Source organism: Paenibacillus sp. FSL R5-0908 (genome assembly GCF_038006245.1).
GTDB lineage: Bacteria > Bacillota > Bacilli > Paenibacillales > Paenibacillaceae > Paenibacillus_AQ > Paenibacillus_AQ odorifer.
Window position 1 is genome coordinate 3,447,711 of the sequence record NZ_JBBOUV010000001.1, and the last position, 15,674, is coordinate 3,463,384.

Here is a 15,674-nt window from a genome sequence, read left to right on the forward strand (position 1 = left end):
AAGAAAGCCTCTCCAATATTTTGGAGGGGCTTTTACTTTTGTCCGGAAGGAGGAACAGAATTGGTAATTATAAAAAAACTTGAATTAGCACTTGATCTAACGAGACCAGCTGAAGAGTTGATTGAAGCGATTATAACAGTATTAGAATTTTACCCCGGGCGACAATTTGAGATTTTGCAGCAAGTTGATCATAAAGTCGGTGAAATGTTAGGCGCATTGCAACCAAAAGAAAATTCAAAATTAGAACCAGCAGTACATTCGGAAAAACAATAGAAAGGGGGCGAATTGTAATGACTAAATCTCAAATTGCTGCGTCAACAGTAGGCGCTGTGCTTATTCCAACATTTGATTTTTTATACGGGGAGGCGGACGCTGTCGTAACCATCATGGTCGCACTTTTATTTTTTATTATCATGGATTGGTTATCTGGTATTAGAGCCGCCAAGAAAGACAACACCTATGCCAGTAAATACGGAATTGATGGGGTCTTCCGGACATTCTTTATGTTGCTGCTTCCAGCGGGCGGACATTTGCTGGATATGGTATTCGGGCTACCAGGTGCGATTTTTGGAGCGCTATCCATTGGTACCCTATATCACGTTTTACAGAGCATGACTGCTAATTCAATTCGGGCAGGGTGGGGTGATTCGCTTCCTTTGCCGGTCTTAGATGTAGTACTCAAGTGGGTAGGTAGTGAGCTAGATAAAAAGGTAAAAAGGGCTGCAAGTAGAAAAGGAGATGAAGAGTAATGAAAAAGGTTTTGATCGATGCAGGACATGGTGGAAAAGACCCGGGCGCTGTCGCAAACAGTTTAAAGGAGAAAGACATCGTACTGTCAGTGGCTTTAGAGATTAAAAAGAGACTTGAGGGAAATTATGACGGAGTGCAGGTGTTGCTATCCCGTAGCTCGGATGTGTTTTTGGAATTAAAGGAACGTACAGATATAGCCAACAAAGCAGGAGTTGACGTCACTGTATCCGTCCATTGTAATGCTGGGGGTGGCTCCGGTGGCTTTGAAACTTTTAGATATACAAAAGCCTCAGCCGCATCAGTAACACTGCAAAACGTCCTGCATACAGCGATTATGGACACGCTCAATAAGGTTGCGGTTGGCGTGATTAATCGAGGTCAGAAATCAGATAACCTGCACATGGTAAGAGAAAGCAAGATGCCAGCAGTACTGACGGAGAATTTATTTTTGGATGTTGCAACTGACGCTGCCAAACTCAAAAAGGATGCGGTTATCCAAGCGATTATTGACGGTCATGTGACTGGGATTGCAAAGTATTTGGATCTGAAGAAGAAAGAAGGGAACCAGGTGAACAAGGACAATAAAGTGGTAGTACTCGTAAACGGCAAGAAAGTAGCTAACGGAGTACTTGAGAATGGTACTACCTATACACCTGCAAGAGCTGTAGCGGAGGCTCTAGGGGCTTCTGTGGTGTATGATGCTAAGACTAATACTGTTAATATCATCAAGTGAAGATTATGCCCACATGACTCGGTTGGTAGACTACCCAAAATCATCCCAAAATCATCCCGAAATCATCCCGAAATCATCCCGAAAACAGTCTTTGCTTTGAAGCGAGGAACTATAATAGAAATAATGATGCCCCTGGGAACAATGTGTTCCGTAGGGGCATTCTACATAGAAGGGAGGTTTAATTATGAATGTAGAAGAAAGATTGAGAAAATTAGAAGCGGAAATGATAAAAATAAAATATCAAAATAAAGCTCTTCAGTCTGTAGTTTCCATGAAATCGGTCCCTGTTTGGGCGGAAAAAGCTTTACAGGCAGCTGAGGAAAGTGGTGCGTTTGAATCCCCAGTTGGTAATGGCTTAGATTACTATCGGATACTAGATTTGCTCTTGAAAAAAGGAGTTCTATAACATCGATTTTAACTGTGCTGCAATATCAGAAATTTCATCGATAGAAGAATTCATAGCAATCTTGTCAGCAAGTGTGGGACTGTATCTCATGACTTCAGATTTAGTTACTTTATGCCAAATAGGAAGTATTACTTTTTCGCCTTCAATCTCTCTAGCCACTAGCCCATCCACTTCATACGCCGGCCATCTTTTGTTGATGAATGAAGTGGATAGGACAATCACTCCATACTTAGAATTAGCTAGACCCATATCAATTGATCTCCTTAGACTGTCTCCCCATTTCATCGAAAACTCATCATACCAAACGTTAACCCCTAACTTAACTAATTCATCAGCGAGAGGACGAACAAAATCCTCCTTGTCTTCGCTTGCATGTGATATAAAAACATCGTATTTAACTTGCTCTTCCTCACGAGACTCAATTACAGGTGCGATTCTTGTTAGAGTATTTGATTCCTGAATAGCTTTCTTCTGAGCTTCCAATTCTTTAGTGATGTTTTTTTGATATTCTAGCTGCTCTTTCTGAATTTTCTTTTGTGCATCCATTTGTTTTTTGTTTTCCTCAGCTTGCTCGCGGGAAAGTTGCTCGGTATACTTATTAAGATCCGCTTGTTTCGACGCTAGTTTCTTGGACCAATCAGCCTGTTTACTACTGCTGCGAGCAATATCATTACTGTGTCTTGAAATCTGATCCATTTTACTTTTGTACATGCTTGCTGATGTATTTTTGTTAATACTCTTTTCAACTTGGACTATTTTTGTATGTAATTGAGCTTCGGTTTTCTTCTCATCAGCAATTTTCTTTTGTAGATCTGCTATATCTTTGTTTGTCCGGTTTATGTTTGAATTAATCATACTAATCGACATCTGATTGTCCTCCTAATTATTGAGTCTATTATATTTCTACTATTTTTTTGAAGAATCTTCAAGAGGAAACAAAATTTTTAAAGGATTAAACTGCAGTTAGACATTTTTTTCAGTGATATAGAGTACATATACATAATGTTCCAAATGAATTAATCTATACTTATGGATAATGAAAACTATCAGTATAGAGATACATACTTTTTTGTGGGGAAACCAGCAATTCTATGGATCTCTATATTTGGCTTGGTGCTACTGGGATGTGTATTGTTTTATTTGATTAAGAGATACTTAAAGCAGAGAAAATGAGGCCAGGTATTTATTACATAGGAGGATCTTGTTGAGTAATGTATACAAAGGCCTATAGACAAACTCTGGATTTCTAACAGCTGCCCTTAAACAATCTAAAGTGGATATACTTGAACGCCGTGGTGATCTAGCTAGCTGCATAATTGATTGTGAGGGTTCAGTACAGAAATGGAGTCCAGTGAGCATTAAAATTGCAGATGCTTATTACATGAGAAATGAGTTTGAGTTTAGGATGGTTTTGGCATAAGCATTTATATAAACAAATACCCCGTCAACCTTAAATGGTAGGTGGGGATTTGTTTGAGTTCTGAGGTTAATCCTACCTAGTAGAATTTACGTATCCTTTATTATGTTTATCATTTGTTGCATAGACTTCTTTGCTTCTGGAATAGGAAATACAGGGAACACGTGATTCATTTGGGGATACTCAAAATAGTTGATTTTTACCTTTTCTTTTTCGGCTAATCCCTTAAATTTTCGAGCATCGGGTAGGAATAATTCATGAGTACCTACAAATAAGGAAATTTTACCTAAGCCTTGTATAGGTCCATTCATCGGACTTAATAAATAATTACTAGTTTCTGCTTCCCCGGCATAAATTTTACCGACCTCGATCAAAAGTTTTGCATCAAGCATAGGTTCCTTTCTCGCCATTGTTGCTATATCCGGATGACTGAGTGTGATGTCTAGCCATGGGGAAAGGAGTATAATATTGCCTGGCTGCGAAATATCATTTTTCAATAAAAATTGTGCTAGGGCTAGTGCAAAGCCGCCACCTGCGGAGTCACCCATCAGTACAATATTTTCAGGCGGAACCTTGGTTAATAAGTCTTTATAAATAGGAAGAACCTTTTTAAAGGCTTCTTTGTAATCATGATTTGGGGCTTTAGGATACACAGGAACACATATTGTTCCATTCAAATTTTGGATTAATTTATATAAAAAACGCCAATGCCATGATAGTGGTTGTTCGATATATCCTCCACCATGCAAATATAGAATTTGTCGTGTTTCTGGTTGAGAAGCAGATTTTAAAATAAATGTGTCTCGGAAATAGCTTGTATCTTTCAGTATATTATATTTTTGCCGTAGCTTAGCTGGTATTACATAAGAGGTGTCATTAGCTATTCTTTTTTGTTCAATATAATTGGATGTGTCGGTCTTTTTTTTATTTAGTAAAAATAATCGTTCGACAAGAAAACTCTGCCAACTCCTCATTCCTCATGACCTCCATTGACGATAGCATTTGAAAATGTTCAACTGATATATGTATAATACCAATTCACTATGATAAAATATATTTAAAAATAATTAAGATTTATAAAAAAATATTTAAGGATGGGAATTATGTATATCGCACAATTACAGTATTTAATTGCAGCTGCCAGTCATGGAACTTTTACTAAGGCTGCTAGTGTGCATCATGTGACAGTACCTACGATTAGTCAATCGGTACGTCAACTGGAGGATGAATTAGATACAGTTATCTTTCATCGCACGAAGAAAGGCATCGCACCTACGAAAGAAGGATATCTTATACTTCAACATTCTGCATCCATTCTCAAAAGTGTGGAGATGATGAAACGAGAACTATCTTTTTTAAAAGAAGAAGCTTCAGAAAATATTATCATTTCCACGATACCAGGAATGGTTCCACAGGTTGTCCAAACAACTATTGAATTCGCTAAAAGATATCCTTTACTTAATGTCCAAATGTTAGAGGGAGATACGCAGACAGTACTAAATCACGTTAATCAAGGGTATGCAAGTATGGGTTTAATTTCTTACAGTTCTGAGCAACAGGAAACTTCTTTTGATTGGATGCCAATGATACAAGGCAAGGCTGTACTGATCGTGAACAAGAATTCCTCATTACGGTTTTTAAACGCAGTAACTGCTGAGGATTTAAGAAATGAAGTGTTTGTCCTATATAGAGATGAATATATTGAATCAATTGCTCATAATTTGATATCTGCACATCCTACTAATCGAATTGCGCTAACTACCAATAATATGGATGCCTTATATCAAATGGTTGTCAAAGGAGATACCATTACGATAGGACCTGATTTTATCATTCACTCTTTACCTTCAAGTTATCAAAAACAGATTGTAACTGTTCCGTTGAAACAGTACAATTCCGAGCCAGTAGTTTTAGGGCGGATTACTAGAAAACAAGAACGTGCTACGAGGATGGCTGAGGAGTTCACAGCCCGTTTAATTGAGTTATTTATAGGAACTCAAAGTAGACTTGGAGATGAGAACAAATGTTAGTTTTGGTTGGTAATTTTTTTCGAGGTATGGTAATGCCAGACATAGTGCACAGGATTTATTGAGTGAACGAGATATAAAGATACTAGCACAATCCACGGATCACCCTTACACGGTTTGACGCTTATGAGGGTGGATCGTCAGCTCGGACAGATTAAGTTTCGTTGTGATGATGATTGGGAATGGATAAAGATAGGTGATATTATTGATGTTACTAGATAAACAAAGCCTCGTCAGTATTATACTGACGAGGCTTTTTATAGTTATCCGTTAAGAGCTGCCCAAACAGTAAAACAAATAGTGGCGGAAATCCCGAGGATAGCCAATATAGCTGAAATATTCCCCCAGAAATTTTGACGAACAAGGCTTTGAACATGTTTGACATTGCTCGATACTTCGTCCTTCACTTCCTTGAAGTCACTTTTTAGATCAGTCCTCATACCTTCGATAGCAGACATGAATCGCTCTTCTCTTTCTTTTGATTCTTGTCTAAACCGTTTCTCTTGTTCTAATAAGTCTTCTCTGTATCTGTTTTCACGTTCTTGCATCTCACTTTGAAGACGAGCATCTCTATCCCGAACCTCTTGTTTGTGATCTCTCAAATCACGGTCTATGCGATCGATTAAATGTTTTGTGGACTCATCCATATGATCACCGCCTTTTGATGAATGTTCCTGTGTATTTAAATTATTATTCCATGTTATTAAGTGACTATTAGCCTCATTGTTTTTATTTTGAGATAGGGTTTTGAAATCGATTAAACTACCCATATTTAATTGAGCCTCTTTTTTATTTCCAGCACTTGTTCACCAATAAAGTTTCCATCTAATGATAGTTCAAATTTGTAGAAACCCGGTCCTTCAAACTCCATGTCTTTTATACCACCTGCGGAAGTAATGCTCGATGTTTCGCTACCATTAATTTCAGCCGGCATTTCATAACTTTGACTAGAAAGCTCTGTTCCACGTTCATTAACAATCCTCATCTGAACGTTGTATTTAGATCTGGGAAGTAAATTAGATACCGAGAAAACAATTCCTAAAGTAACTACTAAAGGAAGGTTGTCTGTCAAGATGTTGCTAAGAGGTTGGATAATTGTTAATTTATCCTCTCCTAACAGGTTTCTTCCGATTGATACATCTTCACAAAGGATCAAATAATTAAGAAGTGGTTTGGATTTATCCATAATATGCTACCCTCATCATTCTAAGTATATTCTGCTCAAGGGACTTATTCTACACTGTTCTTCAAAGTCCTTCCAAACTGTTATTCAATTTTGATGAAATCAAACTACTTTGAATACTTTTCCAGCAACAATTCAATTGCCTGATCCAACAATTTCGACTTTGGTATCTCGGTTTCTTTATGAAGTTCGTTAAAAGCTTGAGAAAGATCATTTCTTAATGAATTCGAGAAGGCTTTCCTATTCACTAGCCCTCGGTTTCCTGGCTTGTCCATATAAAAACAACTCCTTTCATAACATATTAGAGTAAAATGCAATTGAATGCAATTGATTTCAAAAAAACATCTTGCAATTGAATGTAGTTGAATGTATATTTAACATATAGAACAAGAACAACGACATTTCCGGCGGGTATACGCGGGAGGGATAAGGGATGAAGCAAACTCGCACTGAACAAGAGTTAAATGGTCGCGAAATCGCACTACTGCTGGAACTCTTTACGAACTGCATGGAATTGGCTGCTCGTTACAAGGCAGCAGGAAAGACGGAACTGGATGCTGATGTTATCGACCTGGTTGGTCGCGGTAACGGATATCGGCGGCAGCTGAAAGCGCTGGGTGTGCTGGTAGGCAAATAACGCGGGGATACTACCCCTATATAGGAGGACTGACATGAAAATTGACCCTAACTTTGTACTCAAGTTTTTGCGAGAATCAGACGGATCTCATTATGCAACTGCAATAGGAATTATACGAAATGAAATTCATGCCAAACATTCACCATTTTCTAAAATAAGAAATGTGAAAATCGTCTTGGATGCACTTGATACACTTCACAACGAACTCATACAATATCCGCCTGATGAGCGCTGAGAGCGCCTTGGATCAGCTGCGGGACTGGTCGAAACCTACCGGATCAATTATGCCGGGATGGTCGCGGTATCCGTCATAAGAGGGCAGCGCGCGTCCTCACATGCATAGGAGTGATAGATATGTTGGCAGCTCACCAAAGATTAGCTGAAATTTTTCATGAGAACTTGAAGGGACCATTAAGTGAGGAACTAGCTATAGAGTTGCAGCATTGTCTCCATGAGAACGCAAAGTATTGTTGGGATTACAATACTCTCAATAATCAACTTATCCAAGCTAGATCTACACATGATACTAATTGGGAAATGGATCTTCTGGTTAAGATGGATTGGCTTAGACGCTCAGGAAGGTTGGTGAAAGGGTATTAAGATAATGCCGCCTGATAGACCTATTACGTAGTAAATAAGTAGTATACTCAGTACCTGGTAGGGTTATATAATTAACCTAATGAATGAAAATTATGACAGGCGGTGTTGTGTTTTGTCGTGGGAGCCAGTGGGGTTTGTGTTTTTCTCAACATTAGAGTTTATAGCTATCTATTTTATTATTTGTGCTTTATTTAGATTGAAACCAACGGAAATCATATTCCCAGCATTATTCATAATCTTGTTAATGGATTTACAGAGTTTCTTTTTTAGAGAAGACCTACAGTTAACCGCAATTGTACCCTTTATCAATATTCTACTGTTTGTCTTGCTATTTACAGTTGTGATGCGAATCCCACTGGTCTGGTCTGCTGTTATATCTGTAATGGGTTATTTTGCTTACGTACTCCTGCAAGTCGCTCTAGTCCAAGTATCATTTGGATATTTATCCGTAAATGAATTGACATTACATCCCGAAAAAGGGTATTTGTTGCAAACAATCAGCAGTGTATTAGGCATAGGTGGAGCTCGTGTTTTTTATATGCTAGGTGGAGGGTTCACTTTTGACTTTGAAAAGTTAAGACTAAAACGTGAGGCTATCTATGTATACACACTTATCGGCTGTGCACTATTACTAACGATCTGGCTTCTATACAGAGGCAACACATTAATTGATGTTATCTCTGTATCCATCGCATTTATCTTCTTCGCTTATTACGCAGTTAAAAAGGAGAAGGATAAATGATTGATTTTCTCTCCTTGAGAATCGCTCAAGGAATAAAGAAGAGTGTCCCCGATAGCCCTATTACAATTACTGTGATGAAATATGCACTTTCAATCATTATAAATGCGTTAATGATAATCGTCCTATCGTTACTGATATCAACATTAACGGGAAGAACACTAGAGGTAACGATAGCACTTACTGTTTTTCCTTTCTTACGACAGGCGTCTGGTGGGTATCACATGCGGTCCGGAATGAAATGTGTTCTGTTTTCGACTGTATTGATTACTTCAATTTCCCTTGCTGACTTTGAATATTGGACGATCATGACATTGGGTATTGTAAGCTTTATTCTTGTGGGGTTATTTGCGCCGTCGAATATCGAGAAACAATCCCGAATCCCTAAAAATTACTATCCTGCTTTAAAGATTGTATCATTGATGATCGTATCGTCTAATTTTTTAATAGCTTCACCAGTAATCGGCGCTGCATTCCTCGCGCAAAGTATCTCTTTAATTCGCATGAAAGGAGGTGATAACAAATGAAAAAAATAATGGCAAGTGTTAAACGTAAGGCGCTGGTAAACGTGGCTGCTCTTCTTGGAATTGTAGCTTTATCTTCAGTAAGCACGGCAAGTGCTTGGTACGTGTATAATGGAGAAGTGCCGGAGGAGTTGCTAAAATAGAGAAGTAGGTGATAGGTGTGCTGAAACTATCCGTAACTCGTGATCCAGAGGGAGAATCTGGATTAAACAATATAGATGTTGATAGTATACTAATGTTGGATTTTGCTATGAGTTCAGATAAAGTCGCTGTCCATACTGCAGAGGAAATTTATTTTACAGTAGGAACTCTAAAATATTGGAATAAAACTTTAAATAACAGTGGGTACAGATTTGGAATTGCTGACAGAAGTAATTGTGTGAATTTGGAAAAAATAGAAGTGCTAGATAAAACTTTAAAAATAGCGTATTTCGAAAAAGATTTCACGAGTAAATCAAAACGCTGTATGATTGCAAGATACCGCTTTAAAGAAGTTGCAGAAAGTTTGATGTTAGTCAATCCTAATATAATTATTACGGCAAGTGAGAGTCTTTATTAAAGGCTCTTTTTTTATTACCACAATATTCATAAAATGTAAAGTTAAAAACTCATGTTCGTATATGCAATCTGTCCAGCCATTTGCAATATACAAAATACACAATTTGGTTTTTAATATAAGTATATTCGCGCTATGAAACAGTATTGACCTTTTACTTGGTTGCGTGCTATGGGCTATTTCTTCGTTCGGGAGGAGCATGAATCACTCCGACCTACTGCAATATCCATTCATAGAGTTCAGCTTCTTCACATTTAAGAGCTAAGCAAACGGCACGCATTTGTATTGTGTTCATTGGCCGTTCGCTTCGTTCGATACGCGATAAGTGACTAACTGAAATGGATACTCCGTAAAACGTTCTGAGATTTTTAGACAAATCCGCTTGTGTTAGTCGAGCAGATTCTCGGAGCGTACGCAGTAGGCACTTCCCTTGAATCAGAAGCGCCATAACAACCTCCTATTTTGTTATCAAAGAGAGGTGATGAATATCGTTGGAATTATATCACAGTTACATAAAAAAGATAAAGGGCGGGTCCTGGCAGACACCCCCTAATCTTAAAAAATCAATTTTCACTAATAGCATAGCACAATTAAATAACAATTATTATACTTGATTCTCTTTTCGAAAAGTTATTGACAAAGATAAAACACCAGAAATGCAGCATGTAAATCTGAGAGGATGAACTTAATGGATATCATAGAATTTTTAGAGCCAGTTATTGAAAAGAGAACCGAAGAGATCGTGGAGGTAGTTTTAAAAGGTGAAACGAATGATGACTATCAACAGTTTGTTATGCTTCTTCAATCAGTAGAACCAGTCCTACGTAATGAATTGGAAAACTATTTTTTAAATAGTGTACTGGAAGCAGTAAAAACTTCTTATAGAAGTGGAGTAACTGAAGCATCGGCTTTAAGACATTTATTATGAAGTAGAAATAAAAAAAACGTCAACAATTCGTCAACAGTAGATCTTTTTAAGTAGTTAATAAGAATGATATCAATCAGGAAATCCTTTATCTATAAGGATTCATGAACATAAATTCGGGGCCCTATCTCTAGGGCCCCTTTCATGGGAGAGGAGAAACCGGACGAAGAGCTTATGGGGAAACGTAAGCCTGCTCCGCGGTTGTCTACGACATTTGTGGTGTCGATAATTACATGATGTCCCTGGAAGTCCAATCTTATACATTAAGATAACTTATTTCTCTGAATAAGCTGTTTCGCCTTCTTATTTCACATCTAGACAAATTTTTTATTTCATCGCGCAAATGTGTTACGATAGGCGTGGACTTATGCCCTTTTGGGCATAACAAACAGAGATATAGAGCGGGTGAATAACAGTGAGAGTGGTATCGGGAAGTGCAAAAGGAAGGCCACTGAAGAGTGTTCCGGGAAGTGGGACAAGGCCTACGACCGATAAGGTGAAGGAAGCTGTATTTAGCATGATAGGCCCATATTTCGAAGGTGGAGCGGTGCTGGATTTGTTCGCCGGTACTGGCGGTTTGGGGATCGAAGCCTTAAGCAGAGGGATGGAAAGCGGCGTATTTGTTGATATGGAGCCTAAAAGTATCGACACGATCCGCGCCAATCTGAAGGCTACCAAGCTGGAAGAACAGGCACAGGTGTACCGTAATGAAGCTGGAAGGGCGCTAAGTGCGTTGGAGAAGCGGGGGAAAATTTTTGATTTGGTCTTTTTGGATCCTCCCTATCGCTTGAAGCACGGGGATGAGCTTATGCTTATGATGGTTGAAAAAGGAATGCTGCAAGAGGACGCAATTATTGTTCTGGAGCATGAATCAAGTTATGCCTATCCTGAAGACATTCCAGGATTTTATAGGCTGCGTCAGGCCGTATACGGAGAAACGACAATTTCTATTTACCAGTATGAAGCTAATCCTGCAGAGGAAAGTGAAGCTGGTGAGGAGGTAGAGAATGAGTCAGCAAATTAGAAAAGAACGTGTTGCCATTTATCCAGGTACCTTTGATCCCGTGACTATGGGACATATGGATATTATTCGGCGCGCATCCAAGCAATTCGACCGTTTGATTGTAACGGTGCTTAATAATTTGAGTAAAAACCCGCTGTTTACTGTTGATGAACGGACAGAGCTATTAAGACAGGCGACTGCTGATATTCCCAATGTGGAAATTGACAGCTTCCGTGATCTGTTAGTGAATTATGTTCGCCAAAAAGATGCTCAGGTCATAGTTCGGGGTATCCGTACCGTTACAGACTTTGAATATGAGCTGCAAAACGCATCGATCAACCATAGCCTGGATCCCGATGCGGAAACGATTTTTATGATGACTAATCCGAAATATTCCTACTTAAGTTCCAGTGTTGTTAAAGAAATCGCCCATTTCGGCGGGAATGTGACTGATTTTGTGACGCCTGAGGTTGAACAAGCGATGAAGCGTAAATTTAACCGAGCCGGTGGCGAATAGTACTTACCAGATAAGTTCCAGCAGATAATCCCAACAGGATGATGAGCAGAAGGGCTTGCAGACTTAGCAGCTGTGGAAAAGAGCTCCATATATCCGTTACATTAATGGTCCCGCTTGGAGTCGGGCGTGAGTCTGCAAGTGCTGGTAAAGTAGCTTTAGGGATAGCCAGCAATGGTTTCCAGAGCAATAAAGTTAACAGAAAAGCATAAAATCCATGCATCAGACGAACCGTAGCGTAGGGTAGAAATCTGACTCTGGCTTGTTTGAGCATGGTCAGCACCTGTAGTTGCGCACAGAGTCCGCTCCAGCCCAGTGCAGCAGACAATAAAGCTATCCCAAGCATACTAGAAGGTCCTGTTCCTATGCTTGCTAGCCCTTTGCTGATTGCGTCGGCACCTAAATGAATTTCCAGCAAGCTTGCAGGCAGAGCAGCTGGCAATGCGGGAAGCACAGTAGTGATAATATTGATGACTACAGCGAACATAATCATGTAACCGCCCACGACCATCAGACTTTGCACGGCATTAGCGACGGACTCGCCGAGAAGCTTGCCGAAGCTGCGTCCGTCTTTTGCTCTGGCATCTGTTGCTGCAAGCTGAACGCGACTATATAAAGAAGACTGTTTGGTGTCCGCGGAGATCTTATCAACTGGTTTCGTGTTCGCTGACCGCCCCTTTAATATAGCATCGGTGTAGCTGGCTAGAAGTCCAGAGATCCAGTGGATAGCCAGCAGGAAATAACCTGCTGAAGTACTGTGTAGAAAAGCTATGCCAATTACTATAAGCATGGTTACCGGGCTGGCGAAGTGTGTAAGTGCAGCAAGCCGGGCGGCTTCCTTGTCAGAGATGCTGTTCTGCTTATGTAGCTGCATGACCCCTCCAGCTCCACCGGGGAATCCGGCTGTGATTCCGAGTGCCAAGGTCCAGCCGCTGGCACCAGGCAGACGAAAGACCTTTTTCATTAATGGCTCCAGAAGTACTCCAAAACCATGAACGAAGCCCGAAGCAGTAAGCATTTCTGACAGCATCAGGAAGGGAAGCAGGGCAGGGAATACGAGTGTCCACCAAAGCTTCAATCCTTGGAGTGAAGCCTCAAAGGAGCTTTCCGGTGAGATAATAATCGCAATGGCGGTCAGGATTGCCATAATCCCGGGTATAAATGGTGTGGAGCGTGTAGCTAGTCGGCGTATTTGAATATTTTTCATTTCTCAGATCACCTCTTCATAACTTAAGGCATGGACGATGTGTTATCAATTTATGCAGAGTAGACAACCATCATGCCAAACCACTAGTCGAAGCGGTAATGAAGTTCGATCATTCATATCCTAAATGTGCCGCGGGAAAGAAGGGAAGAGCAGTGAAGCAACTGAAGCATCGGCCGGGTTTCCGCGCCACAGCTTATCTGTTTACGTTTGTAGTTATCGCGTATGTATTTGTCTTTATGAACACCCCGTACATTGTATATCAGCCAGGCAGTGCATCTGAAGTTGCCCCTATGATTAAGGTGGAGAATGCCGATCCGGCTGAAGAAGGAACGTTTATGATGACTACGGTGTCTGCTAGTTATGCTAATGTGGCCTTATTGGTCGCCTCTGCTTTTAATTCCAATTCAGAGGTTGTGCGAAAAGAAACCCGGCTAGGGGATAAATCAGAAGACGAATATGCTGCGGAGCAGGTTTTTTATATGAATAGCTCACAGTCTTATTCTGTTCAGGCCGCTTATCATGCGGCGGGAATTCCATATGAGGATGTAGTGGATTATCTCTACGTTTTTTCGGTTCCTGTAGAAAGTAATAAAGGACAATTTCTGCCGGGTGATAAAATCATTAGCGTAGAGGGACAAAAAGTGCCCGATCCTGAAGCACTGTCTAAACTGCTCTCCTCTAAAAAAATCGGAGATCAAGTCGCTGTTGTTTTGCAAAGAAATGGCAAGGAAGTAAAAGAACAAGTGACGCTGGTTGAAATAAAGGATAAAGAGGGCGCTGCCGTTCGACCTGGCTTTGGAGTCACTATTGCCGCTGTTCAAAAAGTAAAACCAAAAGAAGCAGGGAAAGCTGTCAGCTTTGTAGATACAAATGTTGGCGGACCTTCAGCAGGGCTAATGTTCACTATGGAAATTTACAATCGCCTTACTTCTGGTGATTTAACTAAAGGCCATAGAGTTGCAGGGACGGGTACGATTAACGCTGAGGGTGTGGTAGGTGCTATCGGTGGAGTGAAACACAAGATCGTGGCTGCGGATCGAGAAGGGGCGGAGATTTTTTTCGTGCCTGTTAAGAATTATGACGAAGCCAAAGCAAAAGCTGATAAAATCGGCACATCTATGAAGCTGGTGCCTGTATCTACGCTGGATGAGGCGCTGAAGTATATGGAGGAACTGCCGGTCAAACCATGACCGGAGGTTCCAAATAATCGCGGTACATATCCAGTCTGCGGGGTTCCTTAAAAGCTCCCGTGAAAGCGGAAGCGGCTTGAAGATCTCGCTCAAGCTGCGGATGGGAACAAAGGGACGGGCGCGTGACGATGGGCAACGTAGCTTTTTGTTTCATCTCTTTAAGCAGTGCTCGTCCACTTTCTCTAAAACCAAGAATGCGGATATATCCGGGCCCCTCTGCTAGTATGGAAGGGGTCATTTCTTTTTTAGAATGATTTAACAGAACATGTAGCAGCAGACGCTGTAACCGTGTATGCGTGTAGCGCTTGCTCTTAAGGGCGTGAAGCAGGCCTGAAACAGAGAATTGCTCCAACTCAGGCAAAAGCCGCAGTATTCGGTTCTCCAAGCCTTCATTCATATCATGGATCGTTTGTAACTCGGCAGCAGTATGGGTGGTCAGCAGATGGCGAAGCGGGATACTGAAGCTCTCCAAGCTCAGAGGGCCCCTTCCGGCTGCATGCTCTCTTTCCAAAATGGACACGCTATAATCCGGCATATAAGCAGCAGGAGATCCGCCTTCTTGCAGCAGCTTGCGGATGGCCGTCGCACTTGCAATAGAAGAGTCGACTTGTAATGGGTCATGGAAGCCTGCTGCTGTGCGCGGAACGGTTAGTGGCATTATCTTGCTGTGCAGCCGCTGCAAGGCGATAAGATAATGCAGACCAAGGCTGTTATTCGGCTGGCGCAGCAGCTCGCCTGCATCTCCGGGACTCTCCGTTTCCGGGAGAGTCCCTTCAAAGGCCAACGCCGCCGCTGCGCTGTACGCGGCGGGGAAGCTCGCTCCGAGCGCCATGCGGCGGCGGATCTCACTCTGAAGCTCGCTGCTTTCCTCAGCCAGATATCTGGCCAGCGGGAGCAGCGAGCCCAAAGTGCCGGCTTCGGAGCCGAAGCACAAGCTGTCCACGACCCCGGTCGCTTCCAGCAGTGCAACTGCTCCGAACGCGAACCACTCGGCTGGCTGGACGGCATAAGCCACCGGCAGCTCAATGACGAGGTCGGCGCCCATATGCAGCGCCATCTCTGTCCGGGCTTGCTTGCTTACCGCCGCCGGCTCGCCGCGCTGGGTAAAGGGACCACTCATGACGATGATGGTGCGCTCTGCGCCGGAAAGTCTTTTGGCTTCCGTGAAGTGATGCACGTGTCCGTTATGTAAGGGATTGTATTCTGCGATGATTCCAACCGTTGTCACTGTGGCTTCCCTCCGATAAGTAAGGTATATTTATT

The 15,674-nt window shown here is 41.3% G+C and carries 24 protein-coding genes; 16 read left to right on the forward strand and 8 right to left on the reverse strand.

Annotated features, from left to right (window positions below; translation table 11 throughout):
* The first annotated feature begins 60 nt into the window (after positions 1 to 60).
* The 4 genes from MKZ09_RS15665 (at position 61) to MKZ09_RS15680 (ending at position 1,889) form a co-directional block, all read left to right on the forward strand.
* Positions 61 to 273, forward strand: coding sequence for a hypothetical protein (locus MKZ09_RS15665; protein ID WP_076138788.1), 213 nt, complete (start codon positions 61 to 63; stop codon positions 271 to 273).
* A 17-nt stretch (positions 274 to 290) separates the two neighbouring features.
* A complete protein-coding gene (locus MKZ09_RS15670) occupies positions 291 to 749 on the forward strand; it encodes a phage holin family protein (protein WP_076208760.1) in 459 nt (152 codons plus the stop codon).
* A complete protein-coding gene (locus MKZ09_RS15675) occupies positions 749 to 1,483 on the forward strand; it encodes an N-acetylmuramoyl-L-alanine amidase (RefSeq protein ID WP_076208761.1) in 735 nt (244 codons plus the stop codon). Before MKZ09_RS15670 ends, MKZ09_RS15675 begins: the two co-directional genes overlap by 1 nt.
* A gap of 184 nt (positions 1,484 to 1,667) precedes the next feature.
* A complete protein-coding gene (locus MKZ09_RS15680) occupies positions 1,668 to 1,889 on the forward strand; it encodes a hypothetical protein (RefSeq protein WP_076208762.1) in 222 nt (73 codons plus the stop codon).
* Here the strand turns inward: MKZ09_RS15680 and MKZ09_RS15685 are convergent.
* Entirely contained in the window at positions 1,884 to 2,756 is an 873-nt protein-coding gene (locus MKZ09_RS15685) for a TIR domain-containing protein (RefSeq protein ID WP_076208763.1), read from the reverse strand. The two genes, MKZ09_RS15680 and MKZ09_RS15685, sit on opposite strands and share 6 nt — an antisense overlap.
* 639 nt (positions 2,757 to 3,395) lie before the next feature.
* Positions 3,396 to 4,280: an alpha/beta hydrolase fold domain-containing protein gene (locus MKZ09_RS15690; protein ID WP_076104556.1), complete on the reverse strand. Its 885-nt coding sequence runs from the start codon at positions 4,278 to 4,280 to the stop codon at positions 3,396 to 3,398.
* A 129-nt stretch (positions 4,281 to 4,409) separates the two neighbouring features.
* Between MKZ09_RS15690 and MKZ09_RS15695 the strand changes: the two genes are divergently transcribed.
* Positions 4,410 to 5,336: a LysR family transcriptional regulator gene (locus tag MKZ09_RS15695; RefSeq protein ID WP_076104557.1), complete on the forward strand. Its 927-nt coding sequence runs from the start codon at positions 4,410 to 4,412 to the stop codon at positions 5,334 to 5,336.
* Between the two features lie 260 nt (positions 5,337 to 5,596).
* Here MKZ09_RS15695 and MKZ09_RS15700 read toward each other — a convergent pair whose 3' ends face one another.
* From MKZ09_RS15700 to MKZ09_RS15710, 3 genes are all read right to left on the reverse strand, one after another.
* A complete protein-coding gene (locus MKZ09_RS15700; RefSeq protein ID WP_076138649.1) occupies positions 5,597 to 6,103 on the reverse strand; it encodes a hypothetical protein in 507 nt (168 codons plus the stop codon).
* Between the two features lie 2 nt (positions 6,104 to 6,105).
* A complete protein-coding gene (locus MKZ09_RS15705) occupies positions 6,106 to 6,519 on the reverse strand; it encodes a DUF6941 family protein (protein WP_076138648.1) in 414 nt (137 codons plus the stop codon).
* Positions 6,520 to 6,623: 104 nt separating this feature from the next.
* On the reverse strand, positions 6,624 to 6,791 hold the full coding sequence (locus MKZ09_RS15710) for a ribbon-helix-helix domain-containing protein (protein ID WP_076138647.1): 168 nt from the start codon (positions 6,789 to 6,791) through the stop codon (positions 6,624 to 6,626).
* Between the two features lie 158 nt (positions 6,792 to 6,949).
* On the opposite strand from MKZ09_RS15710, the gene MKZ09_RS15715 reads away from it, so the two are divergent.
* The 7 genes from MKZ09_RS15715 to MKZ09_RS15740 all read left to right on the forward strand — a co-directional run bounded on the left by MKZ09_RS15715 (position 6,950) and on the right by MKZ09_RS15740 (position 9,575).
* Positions 6,950 to 7,153 (forward strand): hypothetical protein, encoded by a 204-nt coding sequence (locus MKZ09_RS15715; protein WP_076138646.1) that lies wholly within the window; start codon positions 6,950 to 6,952, stop codon positions 7,151 to 7,153.
* A gap of 34 nt (positions 7,154 to 7,187) precedes the next feature.
* On the forward strand, positions 7,188 to 7,388 hold the full coding sequence (locus MKZ09_RS15720; RefSeq protein ID WP_076138645.1) for a hypothetical protein: 201 nt from the start codon (positions 7,188 to 7,190) through the stop codon (positions 7,386 to 7,388).
* A 119-nt stretch (positions 7,389 to 7,507) separates the two neighbouring features.
* Positions 7,508 to 7,753 carry a DUF7667 family protein gene (locus MKZ09_RS34460; protein WP_076138644.1) on the forward strand — a complete coding sequence of 82 codons (246 nt, stop codon included), beginning with the start codon at positions 7,508 to 7,510 and terminating at the stop codon, positions 7,751 to 7,753.
* A gap of 112 nt (positions 7,754 to 7,865) precedes the next feature.
* Positions 7,866 to 8,495: a hypothetical protein gene (locus MKZ09_RS15725; RefSeq protein ID WP_081389186.1), complete on the forward strand. Its 630-nt coding sequence runs from the start codon at positions 7,866 to 7,868 to the stop codon at positions 8,493 to 8,495.
* Complete coding sequence (locus tag MKZ09_RS15730) at positions 8,492 to 9,019, forward strand: accessory gene regulator ArgB-like protein (RefSeq protein ID WP_076208543.1); 528 nt, start codon at positions 8,492 to 8,494, stop codon at positions 9,017 to 9,019. Before MKZ09_RS15725 ends, MKZ09_RS15730 begins: the two co-directional genes overlap by 4 nt.
* Positions 9,016 to 9,159, forward strand: coding sequence for a cyclic lactone autoinducer peptide (locus MKZ09_RS15735; RefSeq protein WP_081389185.1), 144 nt, complete (start codon positions 9,016 to 9,018; stop codon positions 9,157 to 9,159). Before MKZ09_RS15730 ends, MKZ09_RS15735 begins: the two co-directional genes overlap by 4 nt.
* A 17-nt stretch (positions 9,160 to 9,176) precedes the next feature.
* A complete protein-coding gene (locus MKZ09_RS15740; RefSeq protein ID WP_076138651.1) occupies positions 9,177 to 9,575 on the forward strand; it encodes a LytTR family transcriptional regulator DNA-binding domain-containing protein in 399 nt (132 codons plus the stop codon).
* A gap of 211 nt (positions 9,576 to 9,786) precedes the next feature.
* On the opposite strand, the gene MKZ09_RS34465 is transcribed toward MKZ09_RS15740, so the two are convergent.
* Positions 9,787 to 10,020: a helix-turn-helix domain-containing protein gene (locus MKZ09_RS34465; protein WP_076138641.1), complete on the reverse strand. Its 234-nt coding sequence runs from the start codon at positions 10,018 to 10,020 to the stop codon at positions 9,787 to 9,789.
* A 240-nt stretch (positions 10,021 to 10,260) separates the two neighbouring features.
* Between MKZ09_RS34465 and MKZ09_RS15745 the strand changes: the two genes are divergently transcribed.
* From MKZ09_RS15745 to coaD, 3 genes are all read left to right on the forward strand, one after another.
* Entirely contained in the window at positions 10,261 to 10,500 is a 240-nt protein-coding gene (locus MKZ09_RS15745) for a hypothetical protein (protein WP_076138640.1), read from the forward strand.
* A 412-nt stretch (positions 10,501 to 10,912) separates the two neighbouring features.
* Positions 10,913 to 11,521 (forward strand): 16S rRNA (guanine(966)-N(2))-methyltransferase RsmD, encoded by a 609-nt coding sequence (rsmD, locus tag MKZ09_RS15750; protein WP_076138639.1) that lies wholly within the window; start codon positions 10,913 to 10,915, stop codon positions 11,519 to 11,521.
* Positions 11,505 to 12,017, forward strand: a complete 513-nt coding sequence (gene coaD, locus MKZ09_RS15755) for a pantetheine-phosphate adenylyltransferase (protein ID WP_076138638.1) — start codon at positions 11,505 to 11,507, stop codon at positions 12,015 to 12,017. The genes rsmD and coaD overlap by 17 nt, the downstream gene beginning before the upstream one ends.
* Here the strand turns inward: coaD and MKZ09_RS15760 are convergent.
* The gene (locus MKZ09_RS15760) at positions 11,995 to 13,221 is read right to left on the reverse strand and encodes a nucleoside recognition domain-containing protein (RefSeq protein ID WP_076208542.1); all 1,227 of its coding nucleotides are present in this window, start codon (positions 13,219 to 13,221) and stop codon (positions 11,995 to 11,997) included. The two genes, coaD and MKZ09_RS15760, sit on opposite strands and share 23 nt — an antisense overlap.
* A gap of 152 nt (positions 13,222 to 13,373) precedes the next feature.
* Between MKZ09_RS15760 and MKZ09_RS15765 the strand changes: the two genes are divergently transcribed.
* Positions 13,374 to 14,411, forward strand: coding sequence for a SepM family pheromone-processing serine protease (locus MKZ09_RS15765; protein ID WP_076138636.1), 1,038 nt, complete (start codon positions 13,374 to 13,376; stop codon positions 14,409 to 14,411).
* Here the strand turns inward: MKZ09_RS15765 and MKZ09_RS15770 are convergent.
* Positions 14,401 to 15,639, reverse strand: coding sequence for a nucleotidyltransferase (locus tag MKZ09_RS15770; protein ID WP_076208541.1), 1,239 nt, complete (start codon positions 15,637 to 15,639; stop codon positions 14,401 to 14,403). The genes MKZ09_RS15765 and MKZ09_RS15770 overlap by 11 nt on opposite strands.
* Positions 15,640 to 15,674: the final 35 nt, after the last annotated feature.

What these genes read in the sequence shown, in the direction of transcription:
- MKZ09_RS15675 (WP_076208761.1), top strand. Translation starts at nt 749, where the DNA reads ATGAAAAAGGTTTTGATCGATGCAGGACATGGTGGAAAAGACCCGGGC.
- coaD (WP_076138638.1), top strand. Translation starts at nt 11,505, where the DNA reads ATGAGTCAGCAAATTAGAAAAGAACGTGTTGCCATTTATCCAGGTACC.
- MKZ09_RS15690 (WP_076104556.1), bottom strand. Translation starts at nt 4,280, where the DNA reads ATGAGGAGTTGGCAGAGTTTTCTTGTCGAACGATTATTTTTACTAAAT.
- MKZ09_RS15710 (WP_076138647.1), bottom strand. Translation starts at nt 6,791, where the DNA reads ATGGACAAGCCAGGAAACCGAGGGCTAGTGAATAGGAAAGCCTTCTCG.
- MKZ09_RS15730 (WP_076208543.1), top strand. Translation starts at nt 8,492, where the DNA reads ATGATTGATTTTCTCTCCTTGAGAATCGCTCAAGGAATAAAGAAGAGT.
- MKZ09_RS15715 (WP_076138646.1), top strand. Translation starts at nt 6,950, where the DNA reads ATGAAGCAAACTCGCACTGAACAAGAGTTAAATGGTCGCGAAATCGCA.
- MKZ09_RS15695 (WP_076104557.1), top strand. Translation starts at nt 4,410, where the DNA reads ATGTATATCGCACAATTACAGTATTTAATTGCAGCTGCCAGTCATGGA.
- MKZ09_RS15685 (WP_076208763.1), bottom strand. Translation starts at nt 2,756, where the DNA reads ATGTCGATTAGTATGATTAATTCAAACATAAACCGGACAAACAAAGAT.
- MKZ09_RS15680 (WP_076208762.1), top strand. Translation starts at nt 1,668, where the DNA reads ATGAATGTAGAAGAAAGATTGAGAAAATTAGAAGCGGAAATGATAAAA.
- MKZ09_RS34460 (WP_076138644.1), top strand. Translation starts at nt 7,508, where the DNA reads ATGTTGGCAGCTCACCAAAGATTAGCTGAAATTTTTCATGAGAACTTG.
- MKZ09_RS15705 (WP_076138648.1), bottom strand. Translation starts at nt 6,519, where the DNA reads ATGGATAAATCCAAACCACTTCTTAATTATTTGATCCTTTGTGAAGAT.
- MKZ09_RS15760 (WP_076208542.1), bottom strand. Translation starts at nt 13,221, where the DNA reads ATGAAAAATATTCAAATACGCCGACTAGCTACACGCTCCACACCATTT.
- MKZ09_RS15745 (WP_076138640.1), top strand. Translation starts at nt 10,261, where the DNA reads ATGGATATCATAGAATTTTTAGAGCCAGTTATTGAAAAGAGAACCGAA.
- MKZ09_RS15720 (WP_076138645.1), top strand. Translation starts at nt 7,188, where the DNA reads ATGAAAATTGACCCTAACTTTGTACTCAAGTTTTTGCGAGAATCAGAC.
- MKZ09_RS15700 (WP_076138649.1), bottom strand. Translation starts at nt 6,103, where the DNA reads ATGGGTAGTTTAATCGATTTCAAAACCCTATCTCAAAATAAAAACAAT.
- MKZ09_RS34465 (WP_076138641.1), bottom strand. Translation starts at nt 10,020, where the DNA reads ATGGCGCTTCTGATTCAAGGGAAGTGCCTACTGCGTACGCTCCGAGAA.
- MKZ09_RS15670 (WP_076208760.1), top strand. Translation starts at nt 291, where the DNA reads ATGACTAAATCTCAAATTGCTGCGTCAACAGTAGGCGCTGTGCTTATT.
- MKZ09_RS15735 (WP_081389185.1), top strand. Translation starts at nt 9,016, where the DNA reads ATGAAAAAAATAATGGCAAGTGTTAAACGTAAGGCGCTGGTAAACGTG.